Annotated in this window: 25 protein-coding genes; 16 read left to right on the top strand and 9 right to left on the bottom strand. The window is 50.3% G+C overall.

The genetic code is table 11. The features are described from left to right. The coding region (locus BUA24_RS13255; RefSeq protein ID WP_419187289.1) for a zinc ribbon domain-containing protein at positions 1 to 171 on the top strand (171 nt) is incomplete at its 5' end. Between the two features lie 387 nt (positions 172 to 558). Here BUA24_RS13255 and BUA24_RS00795 read toward each other — a convergent pair. Together BUA24_RS00795 and BUA24_RS00790 are read right to left on the bottom strand one after the other, a co-directional pair. Beyond that, entirely contained in the window at positions 559 to 1,110 is a 552-nt protein-coding gene (locus BUA24_RS00795; protein WP_143146306.1) for a hypothetical protein, read from the bottom strand. A 297-nt stretch (positions 1,111 to 1,407) separates the two neighbouring features. Continuing rightward, complete coding sequence (locus tag BUA24_RS00790; protein ID WP_072787757.1) at positions 1,408 to 2,217, bottom strand: IclR family transcriptional regulator; 810 nt, start codon at positions 2,215 to 2,217, stop codon at positions 1,408 to 1,410. 49 nt (positions 2,218 to 2,266) lie between these two features. Here BUA24_RS00790 and aceB point away from each other — a divergent pair, with 49 nt between their 5' ends. Further along, on the top strand, positions 2,267 to 3,838 hold the full coding sequence (gene aceB, locus BUA24_RS00785; protein ID WP_218587373.1) for a malate synthase A: 1,572 nt from the start codon (positions 2,267 to 2,269) through the stop codon (positions 3,836 to 3,838). A 345-nt stretch (positions 3,839 to 4,183) separates the two neighbouring features. Here the strand turns inward: aceB and BUA24_RS00780 are convergent, their stop codons facing one another. Genes BUA24_RS00780 through BUA24_RS00770 form a run of 3 tightly spaced genes read right to left on the bottom strand, consistent with a single transcriptional unit; the run spans position 4,184 to position 7,958 of the window. Beyond that, positions 4,184 to 5,872 (bottom strand): nitrilase-related carbon-nitrogen hydrolase, encoded by a 1,689-nt coding sequence (locus BUA24_RS00780; protein WP_072787756.1) that lies wholly within the window; start codon positions 5,870 to 5,872, stop codon positions 4,184 to 4,186. After that, entirely contained in the window at positions 5,869 to 6,465 is a 597-nt protein-coding gene (locus tag BUA24_RS00775) for a helix-turn-helix domain-containing protein (protein ID WP_072787754.1), read from the bottom strand. The genes BUA24_RS00780 and BUA24_RS00775 overlap by 4 nt, the downstream gene beginning before the upstream one ends. Before the next feature lie 38 nt (positions 6,466 to 6,503). After that, complete coding sequence (locus BUA24_RS00770; RefSeq protein ID WP_245790226.1) at positions 6,504 to 7,958, bottom strand: purine-cytosine permease family protein; 1,455 nt, start codon at positions 7,956 to 7,958, stop codon at positions 6,504 to 6,506. Positions 7,959 to 8,172: 214 nt separating this feature from the next. Here BUA24_RS00770 and speB point away from each other — a divergent pair, with 214 nt between their 5' ends. Beyond that, positions 8,173 to 9,117 (top strand): agmatinase, encoded by a 945-nt coding sequence (speB, locus tag BUA24_RS00765; protein ID WP_072787750.1) that lies wholly within the window; start codon positions 8,173 to 8,175, stop codon positions 9,115 to 9,117. A 28-nt stretch (positions 9,118 to 9,145) separates the two neighbouring features. Here the strand turns inward: speB and BUA24_RS00760 are convergent, their stop codons facing one another. After that, positions 9,146 to 10,204, bottom strand: a complete 1,059-nt coding sequence (locus BUA24_RS00760) for an ABC transporter substrate-binding protein (RefSeq protein ID WP_245790231.1) — start codon at positions 10,202 to 10,204, stop codon at positions 9,146 to 9,148. Here BUA24_RS00760 and BUA24_RS12765 point away from each other — a divergent pair. The 12 genes from BUA24_RS12765 to BUA24_RS00705 all read left to right on the top strand — a co-directional run bounded on the left by BUA24_RS12765 (position 10,161) and on the right by BUA24_RS00705 (position 20,965). Beyond that, positions 10,161 to 10,394 carry a hypothetical protein gene (locus BUA24_RS12765; protein ID WP_218587376.1) on the top strand — a complete coding sequence of 78 codons (234 nt, stop codon included), beginning with the start codon at positions 10,161 to 10,163 and terminating at the stop codon, positions 10,392 to 10,394. The two genes, BUA24_RS00760 and BUA24_RS12765, sit on opposite strands and share 44 nt — an antisense overlap. An 85-nt stretch (positions 10,395 to 10,479) precedes the next feature. Further along, a complete protein-coding gene (locus BUA24_RS00755) occupies positions 10,480 to 11,190 on the top strand; it encodes a GntR family transcriptional regulator (RefSeq protein ID WP_143146305.1) in 711 nt (236 codons plus the stop codon). Positions 11,191 to 11,211: 21 nt separating this feature from the next. Beyond that, entirely contained in the window at positions 11,212 to 12,081 is an 870-nt protein-coding gene (locus BUA24_RS00750; protein ID WP_072787747.1) for an ABC transporter permease subunit, read from the top strand. Further along, positions 12,078 to 13,133 carry a branched-chain amino acid ABC transporter permease gene (locus tag BUA24_RS00745; RefSeq protein ID WP_072787746.1) on the top strand — a complete coding sequence of 352 codons (1,056 nt, stop codon included), beginning with the start codon at positions 12,078 to 12,080 and terminating at the stop codon, positions 13,131 to 13,133. Before BUA24_RS00750 ends, BUA24_RS00745 begins: the two co-directional genes overlap by 4 nt. Further along, a complete protein-coding gene (locus BUA24_RS00740) occupies positions 13,123 to 13,875 on the top strand; it encodes an ABC transporter ATP-binding protein (protein ID WP_072787744.1) in 753 nt (250 codons plus the stop codon). Before BUA24_RS00745 ends, BUA24_RS00740 begins: the two co-directional genes overlap by 11 nt. 11 nt (positions 13,876 to 13,886) lie before the next feature. Further along, positions 13,887 to 14,585, top strand: coding sequence for an ABC transporter ATP-binding protein (locus BUA24_RS00735; protein ID WP_072787743.1), 699 nt, complete (start codon positions 13,887 to 13,889; stop codon positions 14,583 to 14,585). A gap of 154 nt (positions 14,586 to 14,739) precedes the next feature. Continuing rightward, entirely contained in the window at positions 14,740 to 16,011 is a 1,272-nt protein-coding gene (locus BUA24_RS00730) for an ABC transporter substrate-binding protein (RefSeq protein ID WP_084660033.1), read from the top strand. Between the two features lie 129 nt (positions 16,012 to 16,140). Then, positions 16,141 to 17,022 (top strand): branched-chain amino acid ABC transporter permease, encoded by an 882-nt coding sequence (locus BUA24_RS00725; RefSeq protein ID WP_072787800.1) that lies wholly within the window; start codon positions 16,141 to 16,143, stop codon positions 17,020 to 17,022. A gap of 10 nt (positions 17,023 to 17,032) precedes the next feature. After that, positions 17,033 to 18,055, top strand: coding sequence for a branched-chain amino acid ABC transporter permease (locus BUA24_RS00720; RefSeq protein ID WP_245790225.1), 1,023 nt, complete (start codon positions 17,033 to 17,035; stop codon positions 18,053 to 18,055). Next, on the top strand, positions 18,055 to 18,762 hold the full coding sequence (locus BUA24_RS00715) for an ABC transporter ATP-binding protein (protein WP_072787739.1): 708 nt from the start codon (positions 18,055 to 18,057) through the stop codon (positions 18,760 to 18,762). Before BUA24_RS00720 ends, BUA24_RS00715 begins: the two co-directional genes overlap by 1 nt. Next, entirely contained in the window at positions 18,755 to 19,471 is a 717-nt protein-coding gene (locus BUA24_RS00710; protein ID WP_072787737.1) for an ABC transporter ATP-binding protein, read from the top strand. The genes BUA24_RS00715 and BUA24_RS00710 overlap by 8 nt, the downstream gene beginning before the upstream one ends. Positions 19,472 to 19,639: 168 nt before the next feature. After that, the gene (locus BUA24_RS00705) at positions 19,640 to 20,965 is read left to right on the top strand and encodes a pentapeptide repeat-containing protein (RefSeq protein WP_084660032.1); all 1,326 of its coding nucleotides are present in this window, start codon (positions 19,640 to 19,642) and stop codon (positions 20,963 to 20,965) included. A gap of 449 nt (positions 20,966 to 21,414) precedes the next feature. Here BUA24_RS00705 and BUA24_RS00700 read toward each other — a convergent pair whose 3' ends face one another. Continuing rightward, positions 21,415 to 22,599, bottom strand: a complete 1,185-nt coding sequence (locus BUA24_RS00700) for an FAD-dependent oxidoreductase (RefSeq protein WP_072787734.1) — start codon at positions 22,597 to 22,599, stop codon at positions 21,415 to 21,417. Between the two features lie 310 nt (positions 22,600 to 22,909). Here BUA24_RS00700 and BUA24_RS00695 point away from each other — a divergent pair, with 310 nt between their 5' ends. Beyond that, entirely contained in the window at positions 22,910 to 23,830 is a 921-nt protein-coding gene (locus BUA24_RS00695; protein WP_072787733.1) for a ChbG/HpnK family deacetylase, read from the top strand. Positions 23,831 to 23,832: 2 nt separating this feature from the next. On the opposite strand, the gene BUA24_RS00690 is transcribed toward BUA24_RS00695, so the two are convergent. Together BUA24_RS00690 and BUA24_RS00685 are read right to left on the bottom strand one after the other, a co-directional pair. Next, a complete protein-coding gene (locus BUA24_RS00690) occupies positions 23,833 to 24,225 on the bottom strand; it encodes an SCP2 sterol-binding domain-containing protein (RefSeq protein ID WP_072787731.1) in 393 nt (130 codons plus the stop codon). Between the two features lie 58 nt (positions 24,226 to 24,283). Continuing rightward, complete coding sequence (locus tag BUA24_RS00685; protein WP_072787729.1) at positions 24,284 to 25,165, bottom strand: PIG-L family deacetylase; 882 nt, start codon at positions 25,163 to 25,165, stop codon at positions 24,284 to 24,286. Positions 25,166 to 25,235: the final 70 nt, after the last annotated feature.

Below are 25,235 nucleotides of genomic sequence, written 5' to 3'. Positions count from 1 at the left end.
GATGCTACGCTCGCTGGGAAGAAGCTCGCAAAGGCCCTCACCTGCGAGATATGCGGTAAGGAAGTGGACCGGGATCACAACGCCGCAAAGAACATCAGCGACTTAGCCAAAGTACAACGCCAGTCCTGGTGTAGTTGGCGCCAGTGCCCTGTACGTACCCGGGCCACCTGAAGGTGGCACAGACGGCAGGTCCGATGGCCGGGTCACCGACCACCGGGCGAGGCTGCATAAGACCTCGACTTCGTCGAGGCCGCGGCCGATGAGGCGAGAACCAAAACCTGCTCCCGGCAGGCAGAGGAACCCTGCGAGGGGTGCATCTGATGATGCGCACTACTGCTCACTTAGATGCAACGGTCGAAGCCCATTGCTGGCAAACCTAGATTCGTTAGAGGTGTGCGAGGCTTACTGCCCCAGGTGGACGGTGATGGTTGACCCACATTTTAAAGAGTGTAAGGCTTACAGATCAGCCTCGGGTCATACAGATCCACCTATAGCTCTATTTGTTGGAGACTGATTAGAGTTCAGGTCTAGGTGGGGTACGAATAGTTTGATCCTTTTCTAAAGACTTGCTTCTCTTCGAACCAGCGTCTCCACTTCGAGGAAAACCTCCTTCATTCGTGGTAAGGCTTTGGTAAGGGCTAGGTAGGTGCTGCTGTTATCCCCGTATCTCTCTTTGATGCTCGCTACCTTATCGCTCAACATCACCCTTTTACCCCTATCATCGATAGAGAGGTCACAGTAGCTAAGACAGTCCGAGACGAGACTTTTGTGGTAGGGAAATCTTTCAAGCTCCAAGCCAAGCCCAACGATCTCGGCTTCTTCTTTAGAAAATGAACAGTTCGCTACTAGCTGGGCGAGCTTTATTTCTCCCATCTCCTCTAGAAACATGGCGCCGTCCAAGAAGTAGAGCCCAGTCTTCACGAGCGCAAACGAGCGCCCAATGTCGTGTAACCAAGCGGCTTTGATAAGAGTCTCTCCGTCTTGTTGACCTGTGATGATGGTCTCTGCCAGGTTATTGGCAAGGTCCACTACTTTTTGAATTCGCCAAAAACGTTCTTCGCCTCCCTTGGAGTGCTCCTCGGCTAATGTACGTGCTTGGTCGATTCTCATGATTACAAGATACCGTGCCGGCGACGGTGGCTTTTCTGAGAGTTTTATTTAGGAAGTTCCTGGAATACGAATTCATCTGGATGAGAGTGGACTTGGTAGAGGTTGAATAAAACATCAGCCGATCTGATCCATCTAGACACTTGGTTTTATGTAGGTTCGTGATTGCGAGTCGTCTCAGCCAGAGGCGCTTGGGACCAATGGCGTCACGGCTGTAGTATGTGGGTGGTCGACGGCTACTGTTCGCATCGTTCTTCGTTTGCCATCTCTCGAGCAAAGAGCTCTGCCATCTGTAAAGATTTAGGAGAACTGGTCTGAATCGGTCCAGTGAGAGACAGCTCCATGAACACGTCTACAAAAGTTAGTTGAGGAGTCCTTCAAGATCTCTGATAGCTCTTTCATGCGATCTCGATCAATGCGCTGCACAGGGCCGGAGATCGAGATCCCAAAGCTTACTTTGCCTAATCTAATCCAGGTTGCGACACAACGTACGCCAGGCGTGTACTCTTCGTTGTCAAAAGCCAGACCAGTGTTGCCGATCTTCAATATCTCACCCAGGAGACCTTCGGCGGAGGTTATCGTAGCTTTGCTGTATCGCTCCAGAGACAAAGAGGGTATCAATTGTCTCGGCGCCTGTTCTCCGAGCGAAGCTAGTAGCGCCTTGCCTACTCCGGTTGCGTGCAGTGGAACTGTGTTTCCGGGGTTAGTGAAGGTTCCGAGGAGATGGCGTGCCCGGACAGAGCTCAGGTAAAGAGCCATATTTCCGTTCAGAACAGCTAGATTTGCGGCCTCCCCAGAGCGCGTTGCTACTGACTCTAAAAGCGGCTTGAACAACCCTAAAGTGTTGTTTTGAAGCTGCTCTTGAGCGAGAATGAATGGTACTCCTACTGTGTAGCTTCTACTATCCAGTTCAACTAGAAAGCCTTGGTCCGTCAGAACCTGTACAAGGCGATGAACCGTTGCTTTGGGTAGGCGGAGCGCTGTTGCTATCTCGCCATTTGTCGATGGTCCGTTGCGAATTACATAAGACAGCACTTTGAGACCCCTCGCTAATGTGCCAACTACGAGCGAGGGTTCGGATAGTGACGTGGGTTCAGTAGACTTGTCCATTATGTAAAACTATAGTTTCAATTATTGAAACAAAGAGCAGGAGGTCGCCTTGGCGATAGAGCTAATACGTTCTGGCGTAGATGATGAGGCCTTGGGTCGCTTATTCACAGACGAAGCGTTAGTGTTCTTGGAGGCGTTGCACGGAGCGTTCAGCTCCAAGCGGCAAAGTCTTTTAGCGAAACGCCTATTGAGGAATGAAGCTCTTCGCTCGGGAGAAAGGTTTCACTTCGATGAACACTCAAGGGCGCGAACTGACTCTGAGTGGAAGACGGCTGAGATCCCCGAAGACCTGCTGTTGCGTCGAGTCGAGATAACGGGGCCCACAGATGCAAAAATGGTTATAAATGCTCTAAATTCGGGAGCTGACGTTTTCATGGCGGACTTCGAGGATTCAAATGCCCCGAGTCTCTCGAACATGGTCAGCGGTCAGATCACGTTGCAACAAGCGATCCGCCGTACCTTGACCTTCGAAAATGGGTCAGGCAAGAGCTATGCGTTGGGCGATGAGCTTGCGACTCTCATCATCCGACCCAGGGGATGGCACCTCTTGGAGCGCCACTTGCTGGTCGATGGAGATCCCATCGCCGGAGCTTTGTTCGATTTTGGTTTGTATCTAGTCCACAACTACAAGCAACTAGAGTCCATCGGGTCAGGTCCATACTTCTACCTGCCCAAACTAGAGTCCGGCGAAGAAGCTAAACTTTGGGCCGAGATCTTTGAGTTTTCTGAACGCTGGTTTGATTTAAAGCATTCAACGATAAAGGTGACTGTCTTGTTGGAGACCTTTCCGGCTGTCTTTGAGATCGATGAGATCTTGTATGAACTGCGTAACTGGATTGTAGGCATGAACGCAGGTAGATGGGACTATCTTTTCTCGTTTATCAAGACCTACGGCAAGCTGGGATCGAGATATCTGCTACCCGATAGGAACTCCGTCACAATGGATGTGCCCTTCATGAGAGCCTACTGCGACCTTTTGGTGCAAAGTTGCCACCGAAGAGGCGCTTACGCTATCGGCGGGATGGCTGCGTTCATTCCCTCAAGGAAAGATCCTGCGGTAAATGAGTCAGCGCTTGAAAGAGTGAGATCAGATAAAAGTCGCGAGTTACAACAAGGCTTCGACGGATCTTGGGTTGCGCATCCCGATCTGGTACCTGTGTGTATGGAGGTGTTTTCAAGCGGTCTAAAGGGTCGGCCCAACCAGCTACAGGTCTTGCGGGACGACGTTGTTGTAAGAGAGAGTGAACTTAGTGATATAAACTTCAACGGAGCTACGATGACGATGGAGGGGCTAACAAATGACGTCTCGGTCTCGTTGAGGTACATCACCTCCTGGCTCAAAGGTCAAGGTGCGGTGGCTATCTACAACCTAATGGAGGATGCGGCAACCGCCGAGATAGCGCGTTCGCAGATCTGGCAATGGGTCAACAACTCAGTCGAACTTGCAGAGGGTGTAAGGGTTGAAAGCTCGGTAGTTGAAAACCTCATCGATCAAGAGGTGCAGATGCTAGGTTCAGATGAGACGGTAAGGACAGCTGCACAGATCCTGCGCGAAGTGGCTCTCTCTTCCGAGTTGCCGGACTTCCTTACAACTGTAGCGTACCGGTATACCAAGAATTAGGCAACTAGACACCCGGTGGCGTCTCTGAGCTGACATACACCTTTACCGTTTGCAGGGTAGTGTTTAGTGGACCGGTCCTTGGAACATCATGTCTTTGTTAACGTCACGCCTAAATGACCCAAGTCCAAAACGGCTCGTGTGCTTTGTGCTCCTACCGGCGCATTGCGTCAAAGCTGTTTCATAGTGGCAACTTCGTAATGGTTCTTCTAGCTCAGACCTTGGAAGTGTCTCTCAAGGAGAATCTATAGATCTGATGGATCAAACACACGGCTCGACATAGGATGTTGAACAACAAGGGGTCCTCGATCTGGAACGTCCTCCCAATAGTCTTTGGTCCTTCTTTGGCTATTGCTTTGGACCATATCTATAGTAACTTTTTGGGCCAAGGGCGGTAGCGTAGACGGTTGGTTTGCGACGTCGTAAGTAAGGCTTTTCGCTCAGGCAAACAAGGTCATTCGACCCAGGTTCAAGGATGTATCGGTGAAAGGCTAAGACTTCATTACTCATATAGAGCGAGTGTTCTTGTAGTGGGACCCTTGTATGGTCGGGTCCAAATACGCCTGATTGTGAGGACACTTCGTTAGTCGCTAAAGATGTTGCCACTAATACAATTAGATTGTTCTCTCCGGCGCGCACCCTTCCAACTGAGAGATCATGGGGGTATCCATCACTGCAATACGGATCACAGAGGTGAGCAGGTCTTGGTTGTGATGAAAAGTCTGGACTCTCTTTCCCTATCGCAACTATCATGTGCCCGCCTTCCAATGCAAAAAGACGTGCAGGCTCCCAAGTACATAGCTCATCCACCGTGATTACCTTGATCTTCAGGTATGGTTCTAGCAGTTCGATAGTACCTTCTTTGGTGAACCTGGTTGCGTTTCGACCTGCATGTACATATTGCGGTCGCTGATCTGTTTGGTTCGGAGCTGGAAATACGATCACCACGTCGCTGTAGGTGGACGAACTAATTAGTTTCTCGGCCTCTTTTTGAAACTCTAGCTCAATCCCACTTTGTCCTTTTTGATCAATGCTTGGCAACGGACCTATAGCTATCACTAACAACTCGGGAGCTGTTGATCTGTCGGAGCTGTCTTGATCTATATGGGCCAAAGTGACCGATGAAATGGACTCAATCGGCGTTGTGCCTTGCCACTCCATATTCGTTGGAAAGGAGAAACACCCTATTGCTCTATAGCCAGGTGGACTGATAGGTGATGGAATCCTATCTCTAAGGATATTGGATGTAAAGTCATATGGAGCTAAGAAGAGTTTCGGGCTGAGATCTTGGTGTGAAACTTTGATCTGCGTCGAGCGAGGTTCGATAGCTGCGAGAGCGAGACCTTCGCATTCACTAACTATATCCACTACCGTCCCTGTGTCGGAGATTACGCAGCTTCCTCCTGAGTAGCGAACATCTTTTTCCACGCCGCTGAGATCAGCTGCAACAACGTAGCAGTTCATTTCCTTCGCTCTGAGCCACCACTGCGAGGCGGGTGCTGGTTCGTCGACCCACGCTGTCGGTAGACATATAACTGCGGGCCTCTTGTCTGCTGATGGAAGGATGAAGCTCTCTGGGAATTCAATGTCCGCGCAGATCGCTACCGTTGCGCTAACGCCGGCGACCTCAAAGGTTGGAGGAAGTTGGTCCCCGACGGTTGCCCAAGTGGTATCGGCGCTGAAGAGATGAAGTTTTCTGTAGTTGGCAACCAGCCCGCTTTCGTCTACCACAGAGGCTGAGTTATACAGCAGACCTGTATCTTCTTCTAACTCCATGTATCCGTAAACGACGGTCACTTGCAGCCTCTTTGCGACTCCCAGAACCGAGCAGAAGGTATTGCCGTGGCATGGTTCGGCGAAGGGGAGGGCGTCTTCGTAGCTTTCGAAGAGATATCCGGTTCTAAACAACTCTGGTAGTACGACTAGTTGTGCTCCTGCCTGAGCAGCAACCTCGATGTAGCTAAGTGCCTTGCGGAGACTAGTTTCCGTATTTCTTGAGGCTTGGCAAAGTTGCACCGCAGCAACGGTTAGAGTCACTTTAGATCCTGGGTGCGCTCTGGAACATTTGCGTAGAACAGGGGGTCTGGCATCGCGGGTGCCACTATCCATAGAATTTTTGCGGGAGAAGTCTTAGATACAGACCTCCAGGTGTGAGGTATCTTGGCGTTGAAGGTAAGGGAGTCTCCAGCACTAAGGCTGTAAAGGTCTCCATCTAAGTTGATCTCGATCTGCCCTTGGATCACGTAACAGACCTCGCAGTCACTTGGGATGCTATAGAGCTGATCTCCACCTGAGCCGTTGTTTGATGCGACGGTCTCAATCACTGCGACGCGCTTTTCTGTTATTGAAGTAAGAAGGGTATCTACCACAAACTTGCCCGGCAATGTGACCGTTGGTCGATCCGACGCCCTAACAAGGGTCGTCTCTGGTTTTCGAAACAACTCTTCCATCGAGATCCCCACCGCTTCTGCTATGGAGATGAGTGAGGGGATAGATGGAGTTGTCTCGTTTCGCTCGACCTTCGATAAAAAACCTTTGGAGAGGCCGGTTCGCGTAGACAGCTCTTGGAGCGAGAGTTGGGTATTTTCTCTGGCGTGTCTTAGGCGCTGCCCAATTCGGAACTCTTTCAATTTACTACCTTAGAGATGGACCGATACTGACGGAGATGTCAAGAAAAAGAGTTTTGGAGCTCTTCATTGGACTTTGCGATCAATAATGACTCCTCTTTCGTATCAAGCGATCTTGTCACTAAAAGGTAGGTGATTGCTGTCGTAGCGAGACCCACAAGCCATGAGATGTCGACTCCTGAAAGCACTTTGGCGATCGGACCGGTGTAGCTAAGTGGCCCGAGTTGGGGAAGCACCATAAAGGGAATCTCGAATAGGAATCCAACCACGTAGGCTAAAAGACCTCTCCAACTCCAAGAACCATAGATGCCCTTTGGGTTGAATATCTCCGAGATCGCATAGTGGCCTTTGCGGACAAAGAAGAAGTCGATGAGGTTAGTAGCGGTCCATGGAACTAAAAGGTAAAGCATAAGTGTAAGTGCTGTAAAGACCGTATTCACGGCATTTGCAGTGATGGACTCGCCGACGAAGTACCAAAGCAAAGTCAAGGCCAGCACGGCCAGTACCCTTGCTCTCTTCATCAAAGAAGGTTTGATGCGATGAAAAGCGTCGATTCCTGTGAGAAGTGTAAGTGCACCACCATAGGCGTTCATGCCCATAGTAGCTACCAAGGCAGCAGCTGAGAATATGGCCGTCAAAGACCCGAGACCCCCAATGAAGTTGTTGCCGGCCTCCTTGAGACCGACGAGTCCGTCTGATGCTCCTAGTGCAACTGCGAGCCAAGCTCCTAAAGTTATGAGCCAGATGGCCGAGGTGGACGCACCGAAGAAGACGGAGAAGATGACCGATAAGCTCCTTGTTTTGCCGGGCAAGTATCGAGAGTAGTCCGAGACGTAAGGCGCGTAGGTTATGTTGTAAGCTGCAGCGGCCGAGAACTCAGCCATGAAACCGACTCCGCTGAAACCGTAGTGGGTCTTGTTGGGCACTGCTCCAGCGTGTCCTGAAATCACACCGATAGTGAGTACTACCATCAGAGGGAACGAAACAGCGAGCAGAACACGAAATACCCTATGTACCCAGTCGTGTCCTAGAACGGCTAGGACTGCTGCAATAACGGTCACAACCAACGACACTAATTGAGCGTTGAAGTGAAATGCACCTGACAGTCCTTGGGCCATAAGAACCTGGTCTGTGACGTTGAAGGCTACGTAGGTGAACAGAGCGGCAAAGAGTACTATGACGACCCCTTTGTAGCCGAACTGCGCCCGACTCTGTATCATCTGCGGTAGTCCCAGCTTTGGTCCTTGGGAGCCGTGAAAAGCCATGAAAGTTGTGCCCACTACGATTCCCAATGCCCCTGCCACAAAGGTCCACCAGATGGATAGACCCAGGGAGGGCCCAATGAAGCCTATTGGAATCGTAAAGTACTGGAAGTTACCAAGAAACCAAAGGGGCGCCTGGTGCCATAGCTTTCCGTGGCGTTCTTGATCTGGAATCCAATCTATTGAGTGCTTTTCTATTCCTATAGGTGCCTTGATATTGATCTCGTCTGCCACCTGCAACATACCCCCTTGACGTTGATTTGACCTATAATAAACGAACGTTGCAATCTGTGTGACAAAGTATTTTAGAAATATTTCAAAAACTGGTATTTTTTTAAAAGTTATAACGCCTACCTGGCAGAGGTATGAGGTATCGGTCGAGTGCAGCAAGCTTTCCGATCGACACATTGTTGTCAGAGCTAGTGTCGTGTAACATCGGGAGGAAAATATGGACAAAGAGCCGCTTGGCCCACCTAATTCTCTAGTAGCTCCGAGGTTTCTCACCTCTAGCACCTTTGCGCGTTTGCCTTCGACCGATGAGGTCAAAGACGCCCAGGTGATCATCCTTGGTGTGCCTTTCGATGCGGGCGTGTCCTATAGACCGGGAGCCCGTTTTGGCCCAAGTGCGATAAGACAGGGCTCCAAACTCCTAAGACCCTATAACCCAGCCTTAGATACCTATCCATTTAAAAATGTTCAAGTCGCCGATGACGGAGACGTCGCCGTCAATCCGTTCAATATCGATGAGGCGCTTGGTCAGATAGAGAGCAGGGTAAGTGAACATGTAAGGCGGGGAAGGAGAGTACTTACACTTGGCGGTGACCACACCATAGCCCTTCCTATACTCAGATCGATGGCTGCCCACTACGGTTCAGTGGCTCTTCTTCACTTCGATGCACATCTTGATACGTGGGACACTTACTTTGGAGCTCCTTATACGCACGGAACGCCTTTTCGCAGAGCTTTCGAGGAAAATCTTTTAGATTCGCAAAGATGTTTCCACCTCGGCACCAGGGGACCTCTGTACGACCGTTCGGACCTAGATGACGATGAGAGCTTTGGCTTCAGGGTTATCGGGGTATCCGAAGTGGAGGAGAGGGGATGGAGAGACTGTGCAATGCAACTTAGAGAAGAGCTAGATGATGCCCCTCTGTATGTCTCAATCGATATCGACGTTCTTGATCCCGCTTTTGCACCAGGAACCGGAACGCCTGAAGCAGGGGGATTGACCTCAAGAGAACTCCTGCATATCTTGAGGGCTTTGCAGGGTGCAAACATAGTTGGAGCGGACATAGTTGAGGTTGCTCCCGCTTACGACCATGCCGAGATTACCTCGATCGCAGCAGCACACCTAGGGTATGAGCTTGTATCAATTATGTCGATGCTGAAGTAGTGATTGGAGCTACTGTGAGCTAAGCGGTCTATGGGTATACAGTTTTTAAACTCATGAAGTTTTCCGTTCTGTGCCGATAAAGTATCTTGGCTATGGGAAGCGACTCGCCTAGCTGGGCACCGGATGAGTCGATCTCAAAGGTACCCTCTAGTGTGTTTAGGTGGCCGGAGATCGAATTTAGCGCAGCTCGAATGCCAAGCTGAGTATCGTCCGTTGCGTGTTGTAGAGAGGCTTGTATTATCAAACCTGTGTTGTATCCAGCAACGTCTAGGAAGTTAGGTGGATGCTTCGACCACGCCATAAAGATCTCGTCAAATCTCTGAGTATCTAGACCTGAGTTAGTCGTTCTGTAGCGGAGCGAGGGAGGAAAGTTATAGGTGAAGGTGCCCGCTAATGCCTGCGGGGGTACCCTACCTATAAAGTCAGATAACAGTTGTCCGGGAAATGCCGTGAAGCGCAAAGCTTCGTCAAGTGGAGTGTGGTAGATCTGATTCAAAAATGCAACGTCGTTGTTGAAGTATCCAAACTCTATTACCGCTTTAGGTTTCAAGGGTTCTATCTGACGAAGGTAGCGAGCATAATTGGTGGTTGAGGTGGGTACAGAGATATTTGCGACAGGAGGTAGCCCTGCTTTGGTTAGTACCGTCGATACCGTTTGGTCTTGTGCTGAGTCGAAAGGATTTGAGGCGTAGATTATCGCCACGCGCTTGACCATCTGTCTTAACAGAAACTTGCCAAGCGGTAGAGGCCATACCTGTGAGGTCGGTAGATCGCATAGAACCAAGAAAGGGTCGTTAGCGAGGAAGAAACCGGACCCCGTTCCACTTTGATCGAACAGCACCATCTGGTGCTGCTGGGCCATGGCGATGGCGGGTTGTGTGAGCACCGACCCGAAGTCGGACACCAGTAGATTGACGTGGTATCTCGTGATAAGTTCCCGGTAGAGTAAGCGAGCTAGGGAGGGCGAGCTTTTGTCATCAAGTGCCACGAGATTTACAGTGGCAAGACCTCCATACGCCCTAACATATACTCCTCCTCGTTTATTGACCTCATGGATCCAGAACTTCAAACCCTCAAGCTCTGGCAAGGATGAACTCTCAAACGCACCGCTGCCTGCGTACAAGGTGCCTATGGTGACGACGCGACTCTGCGTCAATGGAGCGGAGTTGACTATCTGGCAGGCCGACGCAGTAAAGGATAGAGCGAGGATAAACGCTATCCATCGAAAAGAGATCTTCGGGCGATCTCGAGTGGTTCCCGGTGGATGTATAGTCTGACTCAGCGCCTTGGATCTCAATGAGCGACTTACCACAGTAAGCGAATTAATATTTTGGCGTCGTCTTTGGGGGATGGTTCACCTCCTTGAGTTATATTATGTCGATAGTGGCTCGAAACATGCACCCAGATCAGATCGTTGAACTTCTTCGCAGAGCGGTGAGGGAGAGGGTTATTCTCCCCGGTCAATCTTTGAACCAAGACGAGTTGGCGCAAAAGTTTGGCGTAAGTCGCATACCACTACGTGAGGCGCTTAGGACACTAGTTGGTGAAGGTCTTGTAGTGATGAGGCCGGGTGTGGGAGCGGTCATTACTGAACTTCGCGGAAAAGAAATAGAGGAGTTGTTTGAACTTCGTCTCCAGTTGGAGCCTCCACTTACGGTCGCAGCGGTCGACCGAATGAGTGCTAGTGACTTTGCTGAACTCAATACCCTTCTCATTAAGATGTCGGAACTTGCCAGCGATGATCTCGACGGTTGGGCGTCGCAACACTATCTATTTCACCGCAGACTCTTCGAGCTAGCTGGAAAAAGACACGCCCTTAGGCTTGTCACCCAGGTTCAGAACCTCGTAGAACCCTATAGTCGTGTGCACGTATCTTTGGTTGGTGCGGCGGAGCACTCGAAGTCGGAGCATGCTACCTTGTTGGAGGCGATTCGAGTAGGGGATAAAGAGCAGGCGGAGTCTATAACCCGAAACTCTATCTTAGATGGACTTGCTCGCCTAAGAAGTGCGCAAGAAGCGTCTGAGGATACCGATGATCCATTAGCTCTATTGCTTGTTGACCGTTCCCGCTAGCACCGGGATACCGCTGAGCTCATGGGAAACCTGGCGATTGGGGTAGGGCAAGGGGCGGCGATAGCTTTAGCGACGGTTGGCTTTACTCTCCTCTGGAAAGTCTCAGGTGTTGTAAATCTGTCACTAGGGGCTTATTTCCTTGGAGGGGGTCTGCTGTCTTGGCTATTCGACTCTAACTTTGACCTTCCCCTTTTAAGTGCTGTATCCCTTGCGGTTACCGTCTGTGTTCTACTTGCATATCTACTTCAGGCGAAGGTCATCACCGTGCTTACCCAGCGGCCGATCTTTTACAACATTGTGCTGACCTACGCCCTCGGTCTTGGAATGACAGGACTGCTTGGTATCTTTTTGACCTCAGACTATCGCTCAATTCCTGTAGCGTTGGGTACGACGTATCTGGTACAAGATGGGTTCGATCTGTCTTTGGTCACCCCAGCTACCGTTTCGATATCTTTGCTGGTTACATTGATCATAGTGCTGCTTAGCGAGAGGACCTCATTTGGACTCGTTGTACGGGCTGTAAGCAGCGACAAGGTGTTGGCTACTATAAGTGGAATCAATTCAGCGAGAGTAGTTGCCATTACATCGGCGATCGCTGCATTCCTAGCGGCTGCTGGGGGAGCTTTGTATGCCGTGTCCTCGCCCATTAGCAGTTCTAGCTACGATCAGATGACACTTTACATCGCAGCATCGGCGATCGTGGGGGGACTAGGAAGTCTCTGGCGGGGATACTTCGTGACAATGATGTTTGTCACCCTTGGATCTCTACTTGAGTTACTGGTTCCAAGTGGAGTCATCGACGTGGTAGTTCTTGCTGTCATGGTGGTCGTGTTGTCTGTTCGATTCGACTTTATCCCAAGAGTGTCCTCTAGAGGAAGTACAACTAGATGAGCAGGGTTGAGGTACATCTCGGTAAGTGGTCCTATAAGAAAGGTACATACCTATTTGTTGCTCTAGTGATCTCGTCGGCGTTAGAGCTGCTTTTCAAAGGAACCAGCTCCCTTGCTGAGCTGTTTCTTCTTGTTACGCTCTCTCAGTCCTGGAATCTGATCGGTGGCCTTACCGGGTACTCTAGTCTTGGGCAGGTCGCGTTTTTTGGTATAGGGGCGTACGCTATGGGGGTCTCCATTGAGTACGGCCATCTGTCTTTCGCTACCAGTCTGGCAGTGGCGGCAGTGGCTGCCGTTTTATTTGCGCTTGTAATGGGCGTACCGTTACTGTCACTTCGAGGCCCGTACTTCGCTGTTGCCACCTTGGTGGCGTCTCTTGCGGTCTCTGAGGTGTTCTCCTGGTACTCGTCGGTGACGCCAGGTGGGGTTGGAATTACAATTACAACCTATGGGACCTCTCCTATTATGGCCTATCCATCTACAAGGGGATTTGTCCTTATCTATCTGGCGCTTGCTGTTGTTGCGACCTTATCTGTTGCGTTCGTGGTTAGCTCACCCTTGGGAGGGGCTCTTCGTCTGATAAGGGAAAATGAGTCCATTGCAAGGTCTGTTGGAGTAAATACCAGGTTGTATAAGGTCGCTGCCTTTGCAGCTTCGGGAGCTATAGCGGCCTTGGCAGGGGGTGTGTTTGGGTTTCAGCAGGTGGCATTAGATCCCAACCTTGTATTTAATCCGAGGCTCTCTCTCACTATGGTAGCTATGGTTCTGATCGGTGGTGGTGGAACTGTGCTAGGACCTATACTGGGCGCAGTTGTGGTCACAGCTGCGCTTTCTGTAGTGGGTGGACACTCCAATGCCACCCAAGATGTGGTTGTAGCTCTAATCTCAATACTGGGTGTCTTGCGTCATGCAGAGAGCTTCCCCCCGCCTTCAGGGCCTTCACCGCAGGTTCCTGGATCGGATCCGACAACGGATCCAGAGTTCTACAAAAGAAGTTACGTATACATACCCAAGGCGTTGAGAGCCCTAAGGTCGGGTGGCAATGGCGGTTAACCCCTTCTTGGAGGTCGTGAATCTAAGGTGTCGTTTTGGTGGCGTCGATGCGTTACGGGACGTATCGTTCTCTTTGTCAAAGGAATCGATTACCACTGTAATTGGCCCAAACGGTGCAGGAAAGTCAACTCTTTTAGGCTGTATCTCCGGGGAGTTTAAACCTAAGAAGGGTAAGGTCTTCCTTGAGAACAAGGAGATAACTGGAGCTAAGGCGTGGAAGGTCCCAGCTTTAGGTATCGCAAGAACCTTTCAGATACCAAGAGTTGTCTCTCATCTAAATACCTTCGACAATGTATTCTTGCCGATATATGCAAAGTCACGTGGTGTTGGATCGAAGAAGATGGCGGCGGAGAAGGCCGCCCACATGCTTGAGCTCTGTGGACTCATCGATCAAAGTGACCTAGAGGCCAAAGAGTTGTCAACTGCGCAAACCAGGAGACTGGAGCTTGCTAGAGCCATGGGTCTAAATCCACGACTGTTACTACTAGATGAGCCGTTAGGCGGACTCTCACCTACGCAGGTGGACGAGACGCTGGAACTTATATTGAAACTACGGTCCTTAGGAATCACCGTAGTTGCTGTAGAGCATGTTGTAAGGGCGGCACTAGAGATAGCGGACTCAGCCATATTTTTGTCTAACGGACAGCTGATCGGGGAGGGCGAGCCCCGAGAGGTCTTGGCGAGAGAAGATATCGTAGAGATGTATCTCGGTGGTCGTTTTCTGCGCAGGGGCCAGTTCTAGGGATATTTTCGATGTCCAAACTTGTCGTCGAAGAACTTTCAGTCTCCTTGGAAGGCAAGAGGGTGCTTGAGGGGATCTCCTTCGAGGTGGACACGGTAGACATAGTAGGAATAGTCGGAGCCAACGGAGCTGGAAAGACGACGCTGCTTAACGCCGTGGCGGGTCTTATCCAGACGACAACAGGAAAGATATCCCTCGATGGCGTGGATGTATCCCAACTAGGCCCAGAAGAGAGGATTCGCAGGTCCCTTGGTTACGTTCCAGACGGACCAGGTGTATTTAGATCCTTGACCGTTCGAGAGAACCTGATGGTTGGTGGGATGGTCAGAGGTGACGAGGACATAGAGATGGTAATTACCTTGTTCCCAGACCTAAAGAACTGTCTTTCTATGCTGGCAGGCTCTCTAAGTGCCTATCAGCGAAGGCAGTGCGCCTTTGGCCGAGCACTTATGTCGCGGCCTTCGCTTTTGATGATCGATGAGCTGTCTTTAGGACTCTCTCCCATTTCAGCAGATGCACTGGCAAGAACGTTGCCAGATATAGCTGCCTATCAGGTTGGTATCATCCTAGTGGAACAGGACATCGATAGGACACTGTCGCTTGTAGATAGAGCTTACGTAATAGAAGGTGGTTCTATCGTTGTCGACGGAAGCCCAGGTGAACTTCTATCCCAAGGCAGCTTTGTTGAAAAGTACCTGTGGGGTTCCTAGCCTAAAACTGCGCCTCTGTTGGTATGGTTGAGAAACAAAACTTTTAGAAAGTGTTAACAAAAATCTTCCTTTCCGCTTGAAATGGAATGCCTTCATGTATACACTACATACACCATGTATTTGAAGTTGCTTGAAGGGGGAGATTACCATTTCCATGCGATTGAATCGGTTTAACTTTAAAGTTGGCGGAGTGTTGCTTGCTTCTGCCTTGGTAAGTGCGGCTTGCGGAAGTGCATCGTCTTCCGCGTCTTCTTCATCTGCTTCGGCAGCGCCTAGCGAGATAACGGTTGGCACTTTGTATGCTGGCTCTGGTTCGTTTGCTGATCAGTCTCTGCCTGAGTATGACGGTCTCAAGTTTTGGGTTAGTCACGAGAACTCTAAAGGTGGGGTATATGTGGCAGCGTACAAGAAGCGTATTCCGGTAAAGCTGGTTGCCTACAACGACCAGAGCTCTCCAGCAACGGCGGCCACCTTATACGATCAGCTTGTAACTCAAAATAAAGTCAACATATTTGTCTCTGACTTTGGGTCTGTTCTTACAGCTCCTGCTGCGACTATCGCAGAGGAACACCACATGGTACTGTTTGACCAGAGCGGTACTGGAACCAACTTCTTTACCCCGAATAACCCCTACATCGTCCTGGCTGACCTTCCGACCTCCGCACTTTGGCCAAAGCCTCTGGTACAGTTCCTGATAGCGAAGAAGATCAACAAGGTAGCCTTGGTGTACGGTTCAAACGACTTCGATGGTTCACAAGACACGACAATCGTAAATGGTCTTAAAGCAGCGGGCATTACCCCTGTATACAACCAAGCGATACCGACAACGACATCTTCCTATGGAACGACCATCTCTGCCGTGGCTGCGACTCACCCAGACGCGGTGATTGAGCTCGGTTACGCAAATAACGACATAGCATTTCTTAGTAATCTTGCGTCGAGCGGGACACACTTCAAGATGGTCTTTACCGTATTTCCCGGACAGCTGCAGCAGCTGCTTGAAAAGAACGTTGGTGAAAGCGGACTTGCGTATACCTACACCTATGCAGCACCTCCGCTTATCTCATACAACAACGTGAACTTTGGAATGGGAACGACCGCCTTCGAAGCTGCGTTTCAGAAACAGTATCCAGGTCCTGTAAACGCTCCTGAGATATACGGTTACCATACTGGACTTACGATCCAACTTGCCCTCAATCACGCCTCAAGTATCTCTCAGCTGAGTCTGCGTTCTGCTCTGATGGCAGAGTCTGGAAAGATTACGACACTTGAAGGCTTGTTTAAGCTAAACTCCGAGGGTGCCCAGGTCGGAGAGCTACTACCTGTAGCGCAGCTCATGCCTACACAGGGTAACACCAACACCGCCGTCCAAATCGTCTATCCGTCCTCGCAGGCGACAGCTTCAGCTGTGTATCCTGCGCCCTGAGGAGGACTCTGGATAGAGGGTTCTAAAGGGTTAGTTATGCGGATGCTTCTTAGTGGTGCGACTCTTACCTGAGAAGCATCCGCTTATGTGTCCTAGGTGTGTTTGCGCTTTCGAGTTGGCTTGGGAGGTATGGTGTTATTTGAGTATGCCGTCGTGGCAGGGGTACTGTTCGGTCTATTCTACGCCTTTTTGTCTATAGGTCTCAACCTAGTCTTTGGTGTGCAACGCATCGTAAATTTAGCTCACGGCGACGTTATAATGATCGGCGGGTTCGCCTCCTGGGAGCTGTACTACACCTATCACATCTCCCCTCTGCTGTCGGTGGTGTTAGTCATTCCGCCCACGGTGTTGGCAGGATTCATCATCTATCGCCTCATCGATGGGCCTCTATCGAGGGCGCAAGACCCTGAGATGTTGTCACTGATTCTATTCTTTGGAGTATCTCAGATCTTGGAGGCGTTGGTAACGATTTTCTTGGGTAACAATCAGCGCTCCATACCGGATTCTTCGCTCGTGCATGGCCCTGTGCACTTTCTGGGACAGAGTTATCCCGGCGTTTGGTGGATAGTTGCGGGAGCGTCCATTCCAATGGTGGGGCTAGTGATTTTGTATCTATATCGGACCAAGCTAGGGACCGCCACGAGAGCGATCATGGCGGATCCGATAGAAGCGGCAGCGGTCGGAATCGATGTTAGGAAGGTGTCCGCTATCACCTTTGGCGTGGGTCTTGCGATAACAGCCTCGGTAGGAGCTATCGCTCCCTTTATGATCGGTGGGGTCGATCCTTCGGAGGGTGTCAATCTCACCATACTTGCCTTCGCTGTGATCGTTATAGGTTCACTGGGTAATATTGGAGGGACCGTGGTGGGAGGTTTGATCTTTGGAGTAGCTTTCGAGCTAGCTCAGTTATACCTTCCTTCCTGGTCTTCGCTTATTCCCTACGTCCTTTTGCTAGCGGTCTTGTTGTTCAAACCCAGTGGTGTATTAGGGAAGAGGGTTCGTAGTGCGTAGCGAGGAGAAGTTGGGTGATATCCCCGCAAAGAGCGGCGATCGACAGATGACAGATAAGGGTCAAAGTCTTAGAGGCCTTGGGTCTTTACTTAAGAGACGCAACCTGAAGGATCTTTTAGCGGTAGTGGTTCCGGTGGTTATATTCTCGCTTGCGCCTCACTTTTACTCCAATGAGATCTTGCTTATATCTATCATGATCTACGTTGCCCTAGCTGAAGGTGTGAACATTATCTACGGATTTACTGGGTACCTTCCCTTTGGGTATGTTGGTTTTTACGGTGTAGGAGCATATGCGACATCCTTGGCCATACTGGACTTTAACCTGCCACCGGAGGTGTCGATCATAGTTGGGGGAGCGATCTCAGCATTGGTTGCTCTTGTTCTCATGCCGCTTTTGAGGCTGAAGGGTTCTTACTTTGCGATCGCCACCCTTGCGGCAGCCGAAGCTCTCTATGCGATTATCGGTAATCCGTCACTCAAGTCAATTACGCAAGGTCCCTATGGGATCAACATCGGTTCTGTCTATAGCTCTGGCGGGAGCTATGTCGTAGCCGTGGTGCTCTTAGGGCTTAGCATCTTGACCGTGATAGCTGTGAAGCGATCCAAGCTTGGTCTGGCACTCCGTGCTATCAAAAACGATCCCGTTAGCGCCTCTTTAAGTGGGGTAAACGTCGTAGTAGAGAGAACAAAAGCATGGCTTATATCGGCGGCGATAGCAGGGCTAGCGGGAGGAGTCTTTGCATGGACGATAACAATCTTTTATCCAAGCGCTGTCTTTGACATCTCGATATCCGTTTTCGCTATCGTCTTCGCACTATTTGGTGGAGTGGGCACGACAATGGGTCCAGTAATAGGGGCTGTCGTTCTCTACGGTCTTTACTCCTACGTTGGCGTGACGCAACCTCAGTACTTTCAGCTGATCTTTGGGGCAATCATCGTTGTGTTCGTTCTTTTTGTGCCTAAAGGTATCGTAGGACTCTTAGGAACCGCGATCAATCGTTTGGGATCTTTAGGACAGCGACAGAGGGGGTAGTGACCTTGACTAACGTGCTTGAGGTAGATGGAGTCGTAAAGTCCTTCGGTGGATTCAAGGCGCTCAATGGTGTAAGCCTGAAGGTATCTCAAGGTGAGATCGTAGGGTTGGTTGGGCCCAACGGCTGTGGCAAGACAACTCTTGTAAACGTTGTCTCTGGGATATACTCGTGCGACGGAGGATCTGTACGGCTAGGTGGGAAAGACGTTACTCACCTACCTGCGCATAAGAGAGTGTTGTTTGGAGTAAATCGCACCTTTCAGGTCCCAAAACCCTTCAAAGACATGACGGTACAAGAGAATGTCGAACTCGCATGGAACTTTGGGGGACGCCACGGCTCTCTACGAGACTCGGTGCTTGGTACAACAGGTCTTGAGGATCTGAAGGATCGTGTGACTTCTACGCTTAATACTGCCCAACAAAAACGTCTTGACCTGGCGCGAGCTCTGGCGACTAACCCGCAGGTTCTCTTCGTCGATGAACTTGGAGCGGGACTAAATCCTTCGGAGCTCTCCGATCTTGCTGAGATGCTCCGAGGAATCTCTAAGTTAAACGTTGCGCTTATCGTCGTGGAGCACCTGATGGGCTTCTTGGAGGCGCTTACGACCAGAGTTGTCGTCTTAGAAGCCGGTAAGGAGATCTTTGAGGGCAACATAAAAGACGCAATTAGAGATAAAAAGGTAGTCGAGGTGTTCTTAGGTGGATAGTCGTTTCGTTCTTAGACTCTCTAACGTGGTGTCTGGTTATAGTGATCTCCCCGTGTTGTGGGGGATTGACCTGGACGTTACTGAAAATGAGACTCTCGTCGTTCTTGGCGCAAATGGAGCAGGAAAAAGCACCATGATCAAGACGATTATCGGAGAGTTGCCACTAAAAGAAGGTTCCATCGAGCTCCTTGGTGAGGATGTCGGCAAGTACAAGATCCATCAGAGAATCGGTATGGGTCTCGCCTACATGAGCGAGCTTGGAGTGTTTCCAACTCTGTCAATCCATGAAAATCTCATGCTCGGCGCCTATGGACTGAAAAGATCTGACGTTCGTCATAGACTTGAAGAGGTATATTCGCTGTTCTCTGAGCTTAAAGGTCGCAAGGGCGATCTTGCAAGCTCACTCTCGGGAGGCCAGCGCAAACTTCTTGGGATCGGAAAGGCGCTCATGTCAAATCCAAAGGTTCTTGTGATGGACGAGCCTTCCTCGGGTCTATCTCCTCTCTATGTAAAAGAGGTTATAGCGTCCCTTTCCACTCTGACCGGTACGGGTAGAGCGATGGTCATCGCCGAGCAGAACGTGTCTTTTCTTCAACTAAGCAACAGGGTTTGTGTCATTGAAGGGGGACGGGTGAGTTTTGAGGGGTCGACTACGGAGTTTGAGAACCAAGAGGTGCTTCACAAGGCGTTTTTTGGGATCGAGGGTTGAGACCCAAACTCAGGATCAGTCAATCTCTTGTGGTATTTTCTATCGGTAACACAAGTTTTCCCGTTTGCGCTCCACCTTCATGGTGAACAGGTTAGTTTGATTGTCAAGTGGTTCTGATTTTCTACCTACGGTTGCAGGGAGGGTGAGGGCTCTTGATGGGTGAGGTCGATGTCAGCTAACCTGGAGCGAAGTATTGGGTCGCAGATACGTCAATGTGTTTCGTTGCTACAAAGCGACGATCCTCTTGTCCTCGTTGCTGGATTGAGGGGTCTACTTAGAGTCGGAACACCTCCATCAGAACTTAGGCAGTATCTAGCCGATGTCTACAGCGCTTTTTTACGTTCCTTTGATGCAGAGATCGATGTTGATGTGGGGTCGGTGGAGCTTAAAAAGGTCGCTTTGGAGGGCTTGACCCAGTTGCTAAGGGGTGACGGTGGGCAAGGTAAAGTTGCGCTTCGTCTCAATCTCAAAGGAGCCTTGATCCCTGGACTGTTCGATCTGTCTAAACTAGAGCTCCTCTGTATCTGTGACTTCTCTGGAGCTCGTTTTTTAGGGGGTGTCGACTTCAGAGGTACGAAGTTCAGTGGGCACGTTGACTTTACCAGAGCTGAGATCGTGGGCAAAGGGTCTTTCTCTGGAGCGTCGTTTCTTGGCGGCGTTGACTTCTCGATGACGACTTTTCATGGAGACCGAACCGTATTCAAAGGCACCGACTTTACCAACGCCCAAATCTCTGAGAGAAGCACTTTTTATAAGGCTCGATTTATGGACAAAGTCGCCTTCATGAACGCAACCTTCTCCAACTCGGTTAGTTTCAGCTATGCAAACTTTGAAGCGGGCGCTAACTTCTTTGCGGCGAATTTTGAACGGTCCTGCGTCTATAACTCCTGCGTCTTTGGTGGTGATGCAGAGTTCTCGAGGGCGAAGTTCTTGGGCTTCGTCTCGTTCTCTGAGGCGAAATTTAAGGGAAGGGCGGAGTTATCCGCAGCCGTCTTTGAAGACGATGTTGATCTCTCAAGAGTGAACTTTGAAGGCCAGTTTCAGATGGTTGGAGCGAAGTTCCATAAGGATCTCTCGCTCGAGCGGTGCTGGAGTACCGGACCGCTCTATGTACGGGGGTGTGTCTTCAAAGGACCGGTAGCTTTTTTCAGGTCTGAATTTAGTGGCCCAGTTCACCTAGAGGGATGTACCTTTGCCTCTTCAGTAGAGTTGTCAAAGTGCAACTTCGACGCTATCACCTCTTTTGCGGAGTCGGTGTTCAAAGGGTCTCTATCGGCTGATGAGTCCGTCTTTAGAGGTGCTACAAGCTTCATAAAGGTTAGGCTCCCAGGCGAGCAGGGTACACTAGGGTCGACCTTCCTTGGTGAGGTGGTCAGTGATCTCCCTAACCCTCAGATTTTGGGTAATAGCGCAGATGAGAGACGGTCCGAAGGCGCTTTGTCAATCCTCGAACTAATCGAGCCACCGGCTGAGCTTTTAGAGCAATTAGATTGACCTTATCGCCTAAAAGCCTAGGTTGTACCATCTCTACTAGGGATTTTGGTAGGACGTGTGTGGAAGTTCGACCGGTAACTTATCTATTGAAGTGCAATAGATCTTTTTATCATCATGTATGGGTAGAGACCATTTAGTGCCAATGCGTAGTCAATCGTCAATATTTCCACATGTGCCGTAAAAATACCTATTCTTGTGATTTTTAGCATGGGTGTGTAGGAGATCTTTACTAAGCCGCCTTTTTGACAGCAAGCCTTTCAAATCGCAGAAGCTAGGAGGTTATGCCGGTGACGGTAAAGCGGTTTTAAAATTAGTCAAAACCCTATCCATGGCAGAGATAAGTCGGGGCTTGAGTTGAGTCAATTATGAGTTTGGACTATGCGCGATACCTGTGTCGAGAATGAGTAGGAAGGCTCACTCCTTTGGTCTCCCTGAGGATTTTGAGGTGATTAATTTCGTCGGGCTAGATAGTTGCGGATCTGAAGTAGCGCTGCAACAGCCTCCCCGGAGGCAGAGGCAAGTTGTTTTGTAGAGCCACTCCTCACGTCTCCAGCGGCGAATATCCCCTCGATGTTAGTGGAGAGGCAACGATCTGTGACGATGAAACCGCCCTCGTCCATGGTGAGCAGGCCGTCAAAGATGGCGGTATTTGGAGTGAGTCCAATGAACACAAAGACACCTTCTGGGTGATATACGTTGATCTCTCCGGTTTTTAGGTTCTTCACCTTTACGGCGCTCAACTTTTCGCTACCTTCGAACTCCACTACTTCGGAGCTTAGATGGACGTCATACTTCGATGAGTTGAGAACCTTTTCGACAAGGATGGGCGACGCAGTGAGGTGATCTTCAAGTTGAACTATGCGGATATGCTCCGTGAACGCATTGAGAAACATCGACTCTTCTAATGCTGAGTTTCCACCACCGATGACCATGAGCTCTTTCGAGCCACGGTAAAACGGTCCATCACATGTTGCACAGTAGTGCACGGACTTCCCAAGAAGCTCGTTCTCTCCATCTACGTTTAGTCTGCGGTAAGAGGAACCGGTGGCGACTAAGACTGCTGCAGCTTCTAAGGTATCTCCATTTGACAACGTCAGTCTGTGGTAAGGGGCATCAGCCTGAACCGATACGACCTTTGTGGCCGCCAGCATCTCTATCTCGTAGCGCTTCGCCTGAGCCACAAATCGGTCTATCAGATCTCCTCCTGCGACGCCATCGGGAAAGCCGGGGTAGTTGTCGACTCGTTCGGTAACGCTTGCGTTGCCGCCAAAGGAAGACGCTTCAATTAGCACCGTGTCCACTCCTTCTCTCGCACCGTAGATCGATGCTGCGATACCGGCTGGACCGCCTCCTATGATCGCTAGATCATATCTGGTCTTCTTTGTGTGCACTAGCAGTCCAAGCCGGGAGGCTAGCTCCTCGTCCGTGGGCTCAAATAGGGGACCTAGGCCGTCGTCGATCACCACTGTGGGTATGGTTCGACCTCCGTCTTGGATCTCCTGCACTATGCGTAGCGCTTGATCGTCTTCGTCTATGTCGTGCCACTCGTAAGGTATCTTGTGTCCATCTAAAAAACGCTTCGTCCGATGGCAGTCTGGACACCATGACGCTCCGTATACCACGATAGGTTTCATTAGCAAACCTCCTACTGCCCCTTTACAAGTGCCAGGGAGGCGGTTATATTCCTCCTAGATTTGACACATATCTTGATCTGGATTCTAAAGTATTGTCGTGAAGTCTATCCATATAAAGAAATCTTGTAGCCTAGATAAGCCTCCGCTGTGGAGCAGAGCATTAGCTGTGGTTGCCGTCCTATTTAGCGGGGCCGCTATCTTTACTCTAGGAAACCTAGTGGTGGAGGCGGTGTCTCTGATGGGTCTCGCTACTTTCTTGATTTATAAATGGACCTGCCTCTTTGGATCTAGAAAGATCTAGGGTCTCCAGATGACCTGTAAAGAAGTCGTTTCAGCGACTTCGTCTGCCGCTAACATCCCATGTATGGACGAATCTTTGCAGGAGCTTCTGGGGTTGGACGACTACGACCGAGTAGTTGTGTTTTGCGGGGAGCCCTTGGGTTTCTCTCACGCAGAGAACGCGGCGGTTTTCGAAGCTCTAAGGAGCGGGGCGCTCAACTCCGCTCGGCTCGTAGTTCCCGGTCCATGGATTAGACACGCAGCTAGAAACTATGGCGGTGAAGACGTTGGCGTATCTCTTGCTCTAACGTGTAGGAACGAGATCTTTCACCTATCACCCCTTACCAATGCACCGTCGCTGGTGGATGGGGGTGGGGGTCTACCTACGACGGCCGCAGATCTCTGGAGTCACGCTGACATAGATGAACTGCGCCGGGAGGTGCGTGCTCAGCTTGAAAGAGCACTGTATTGGGGTTTTGACGTAACCCACCTATCTAGCTTCGAGGACTCACTTGTTGAACGACCTGAGTTTTTCGATATCGTCTTGGACCTGGCGTCCGAACACCTTTTACCCATACGACTCATGCCGAACTCGACAGAAGATCGCCTCGGTTATCCAGCAAAGCAGCTTGTCGGGGATCGAGGATTGGTCTCAATCGATCAGGTTGTCGATCTATCTAATGTGAAACTTTCAGAGTTTTCCTCACCCATGGTCGCCCTTGACGAGATCTTCGAAGAACAGCTTAAACCCGGGGTGACTGAGATAACTTGCTCTTTGGCAATAGACTCACCTGAGATCAGGGCTCTTTCTGGTGACTGGGAGAGTCAAACACTTTGGCTAGAAGCTATGTTAGACTTCGACAGACTAACCCGGTTCCTGGGTAGCCGTAACGTCTTTACAACGACCTACAGACGTATAAGAGACTCTCTAAGGGCGCTAAAGACTAAGTAAGCTTATAACTCAAAGTCCGTAAGGGTAGCGAGCTGTTTCTCAAGATCCTGGTATTCCTTTGAGGTTGTAAGTGGCAGAAGTGATATCAGTTTGTTCATGTCTCCTTCTACGCCGATGAGGCCCTGCATGAAGGCCGCGGTCGCGTCAAGCTCTCCCTTTGCCATGGACCTAGCGTCGCTCATTGCGATGGTGAGAGTTACATCCGGTTCTTTGCACTCACCCAGGTAGGCGTCTATCAGCTGGCCGTCTTTTACGATCCAAGCGTAAGAGACGTCACCACTTGGAGTGTTTGAGATTGTGTACTGAATCGCAGCCGACATGCCTTCTTGTTTGGGCATATCCATACCGAGACGCTTTGTGTCTTCTATCCACTGTTGTGATAGCCATCTACCCATGTATTTCCGAACTCCTCTTCCATATCATTTGTTTGTCTTGCGGGCTCAGGGCGCAAAACTAGTCGTCGTAGGCGATGCCCTCGAACAGATCTGTTTCTATACCTCCATTTGAGATAGAAGCCACAGCTACGTTCGACCTGGCCAGGTGGTAGTCCTCTGTGGAGTAGGCCGCTGCTAACTCTTGGGTCGGCAGTCCGAACCAAAATGGTGACTTTGGATCTATCTGAGTCCGGTGGGCGAGCAAGGCCCGGCGTTGCACATCTAGATATTCACCAACATCGATCATGGTCGTGACCAAGTGATCTTGCCCTTGTCGTTCCAGACGGCTCGGAGAAAAAGGTGGATCCATACCTAAAGCCTCGAACCTCTTCACGATTCCTAAGAGCTTAGCCTTTGTCCACAACGAGTAGTAAAGCTTGGATACTGTGATCGGTTCTCCTAATTCAGGCTTGTAACCTGCTTCTCCTGCGAGTTCGAAGGCCCTAACCGATATCTCATGCACCCTTATGTGATCAGGGTGGGGATATCCCGACTGGTCCTCGGGGTAGGTTATCACTATCTGTGGTCTTTGCTCTCTTATGATCTCTACAAGACGATCGGTTGATTCATCGATAGGTATGTTCCAAAAGGCGTCCGAGCGCTTATTGGCTTGGGTATCTGGCATGCCTGAGTCTCTGTACCCCAGCCGGATTACCTGATCATACCCGATAATCTTTGATGCTTCCGTGAGTTCTTCATCTCGGATTCTGGGAAGATTTGCTCGAACCTCTTCCCGATCCATCTCGGGGTTCAATACGTCGCCCTCTTCACCGCCGGTCGCTGTTACAAGTATGCAGCGAACTCCGAGGGACTTGTACTTTGCTATAGTTGGTGCGCCTTTCGACGACTCGTCGTCGGGGTGAGCATGGACGCTAAGGAGTGTTGGAGTTTTATCTTTCACAGCAAGTACGAGTCTAAAAGGAGGAGCACCGCAACGGTGCAGAGAGGAACTCGACCTCTATGGCACCTTA

Source organism: Ferrithrix thermotolerans DSM 19514, from assembly GCF_900128965.1.
GTDB classification, from domain to species: domain Bacteria; phylum Actinomycetota; class Acidimicrobiia; order Acidimicrobiales; family Acidimicrobiaceae; genus Ferrithrix; species Ferrithrix thermotolerans.
The sequence above is the reverse complement of the archived record's forward strand: the minus strand, read 5'-3'. Positions and strand labels throughout refer to the sequence as shown.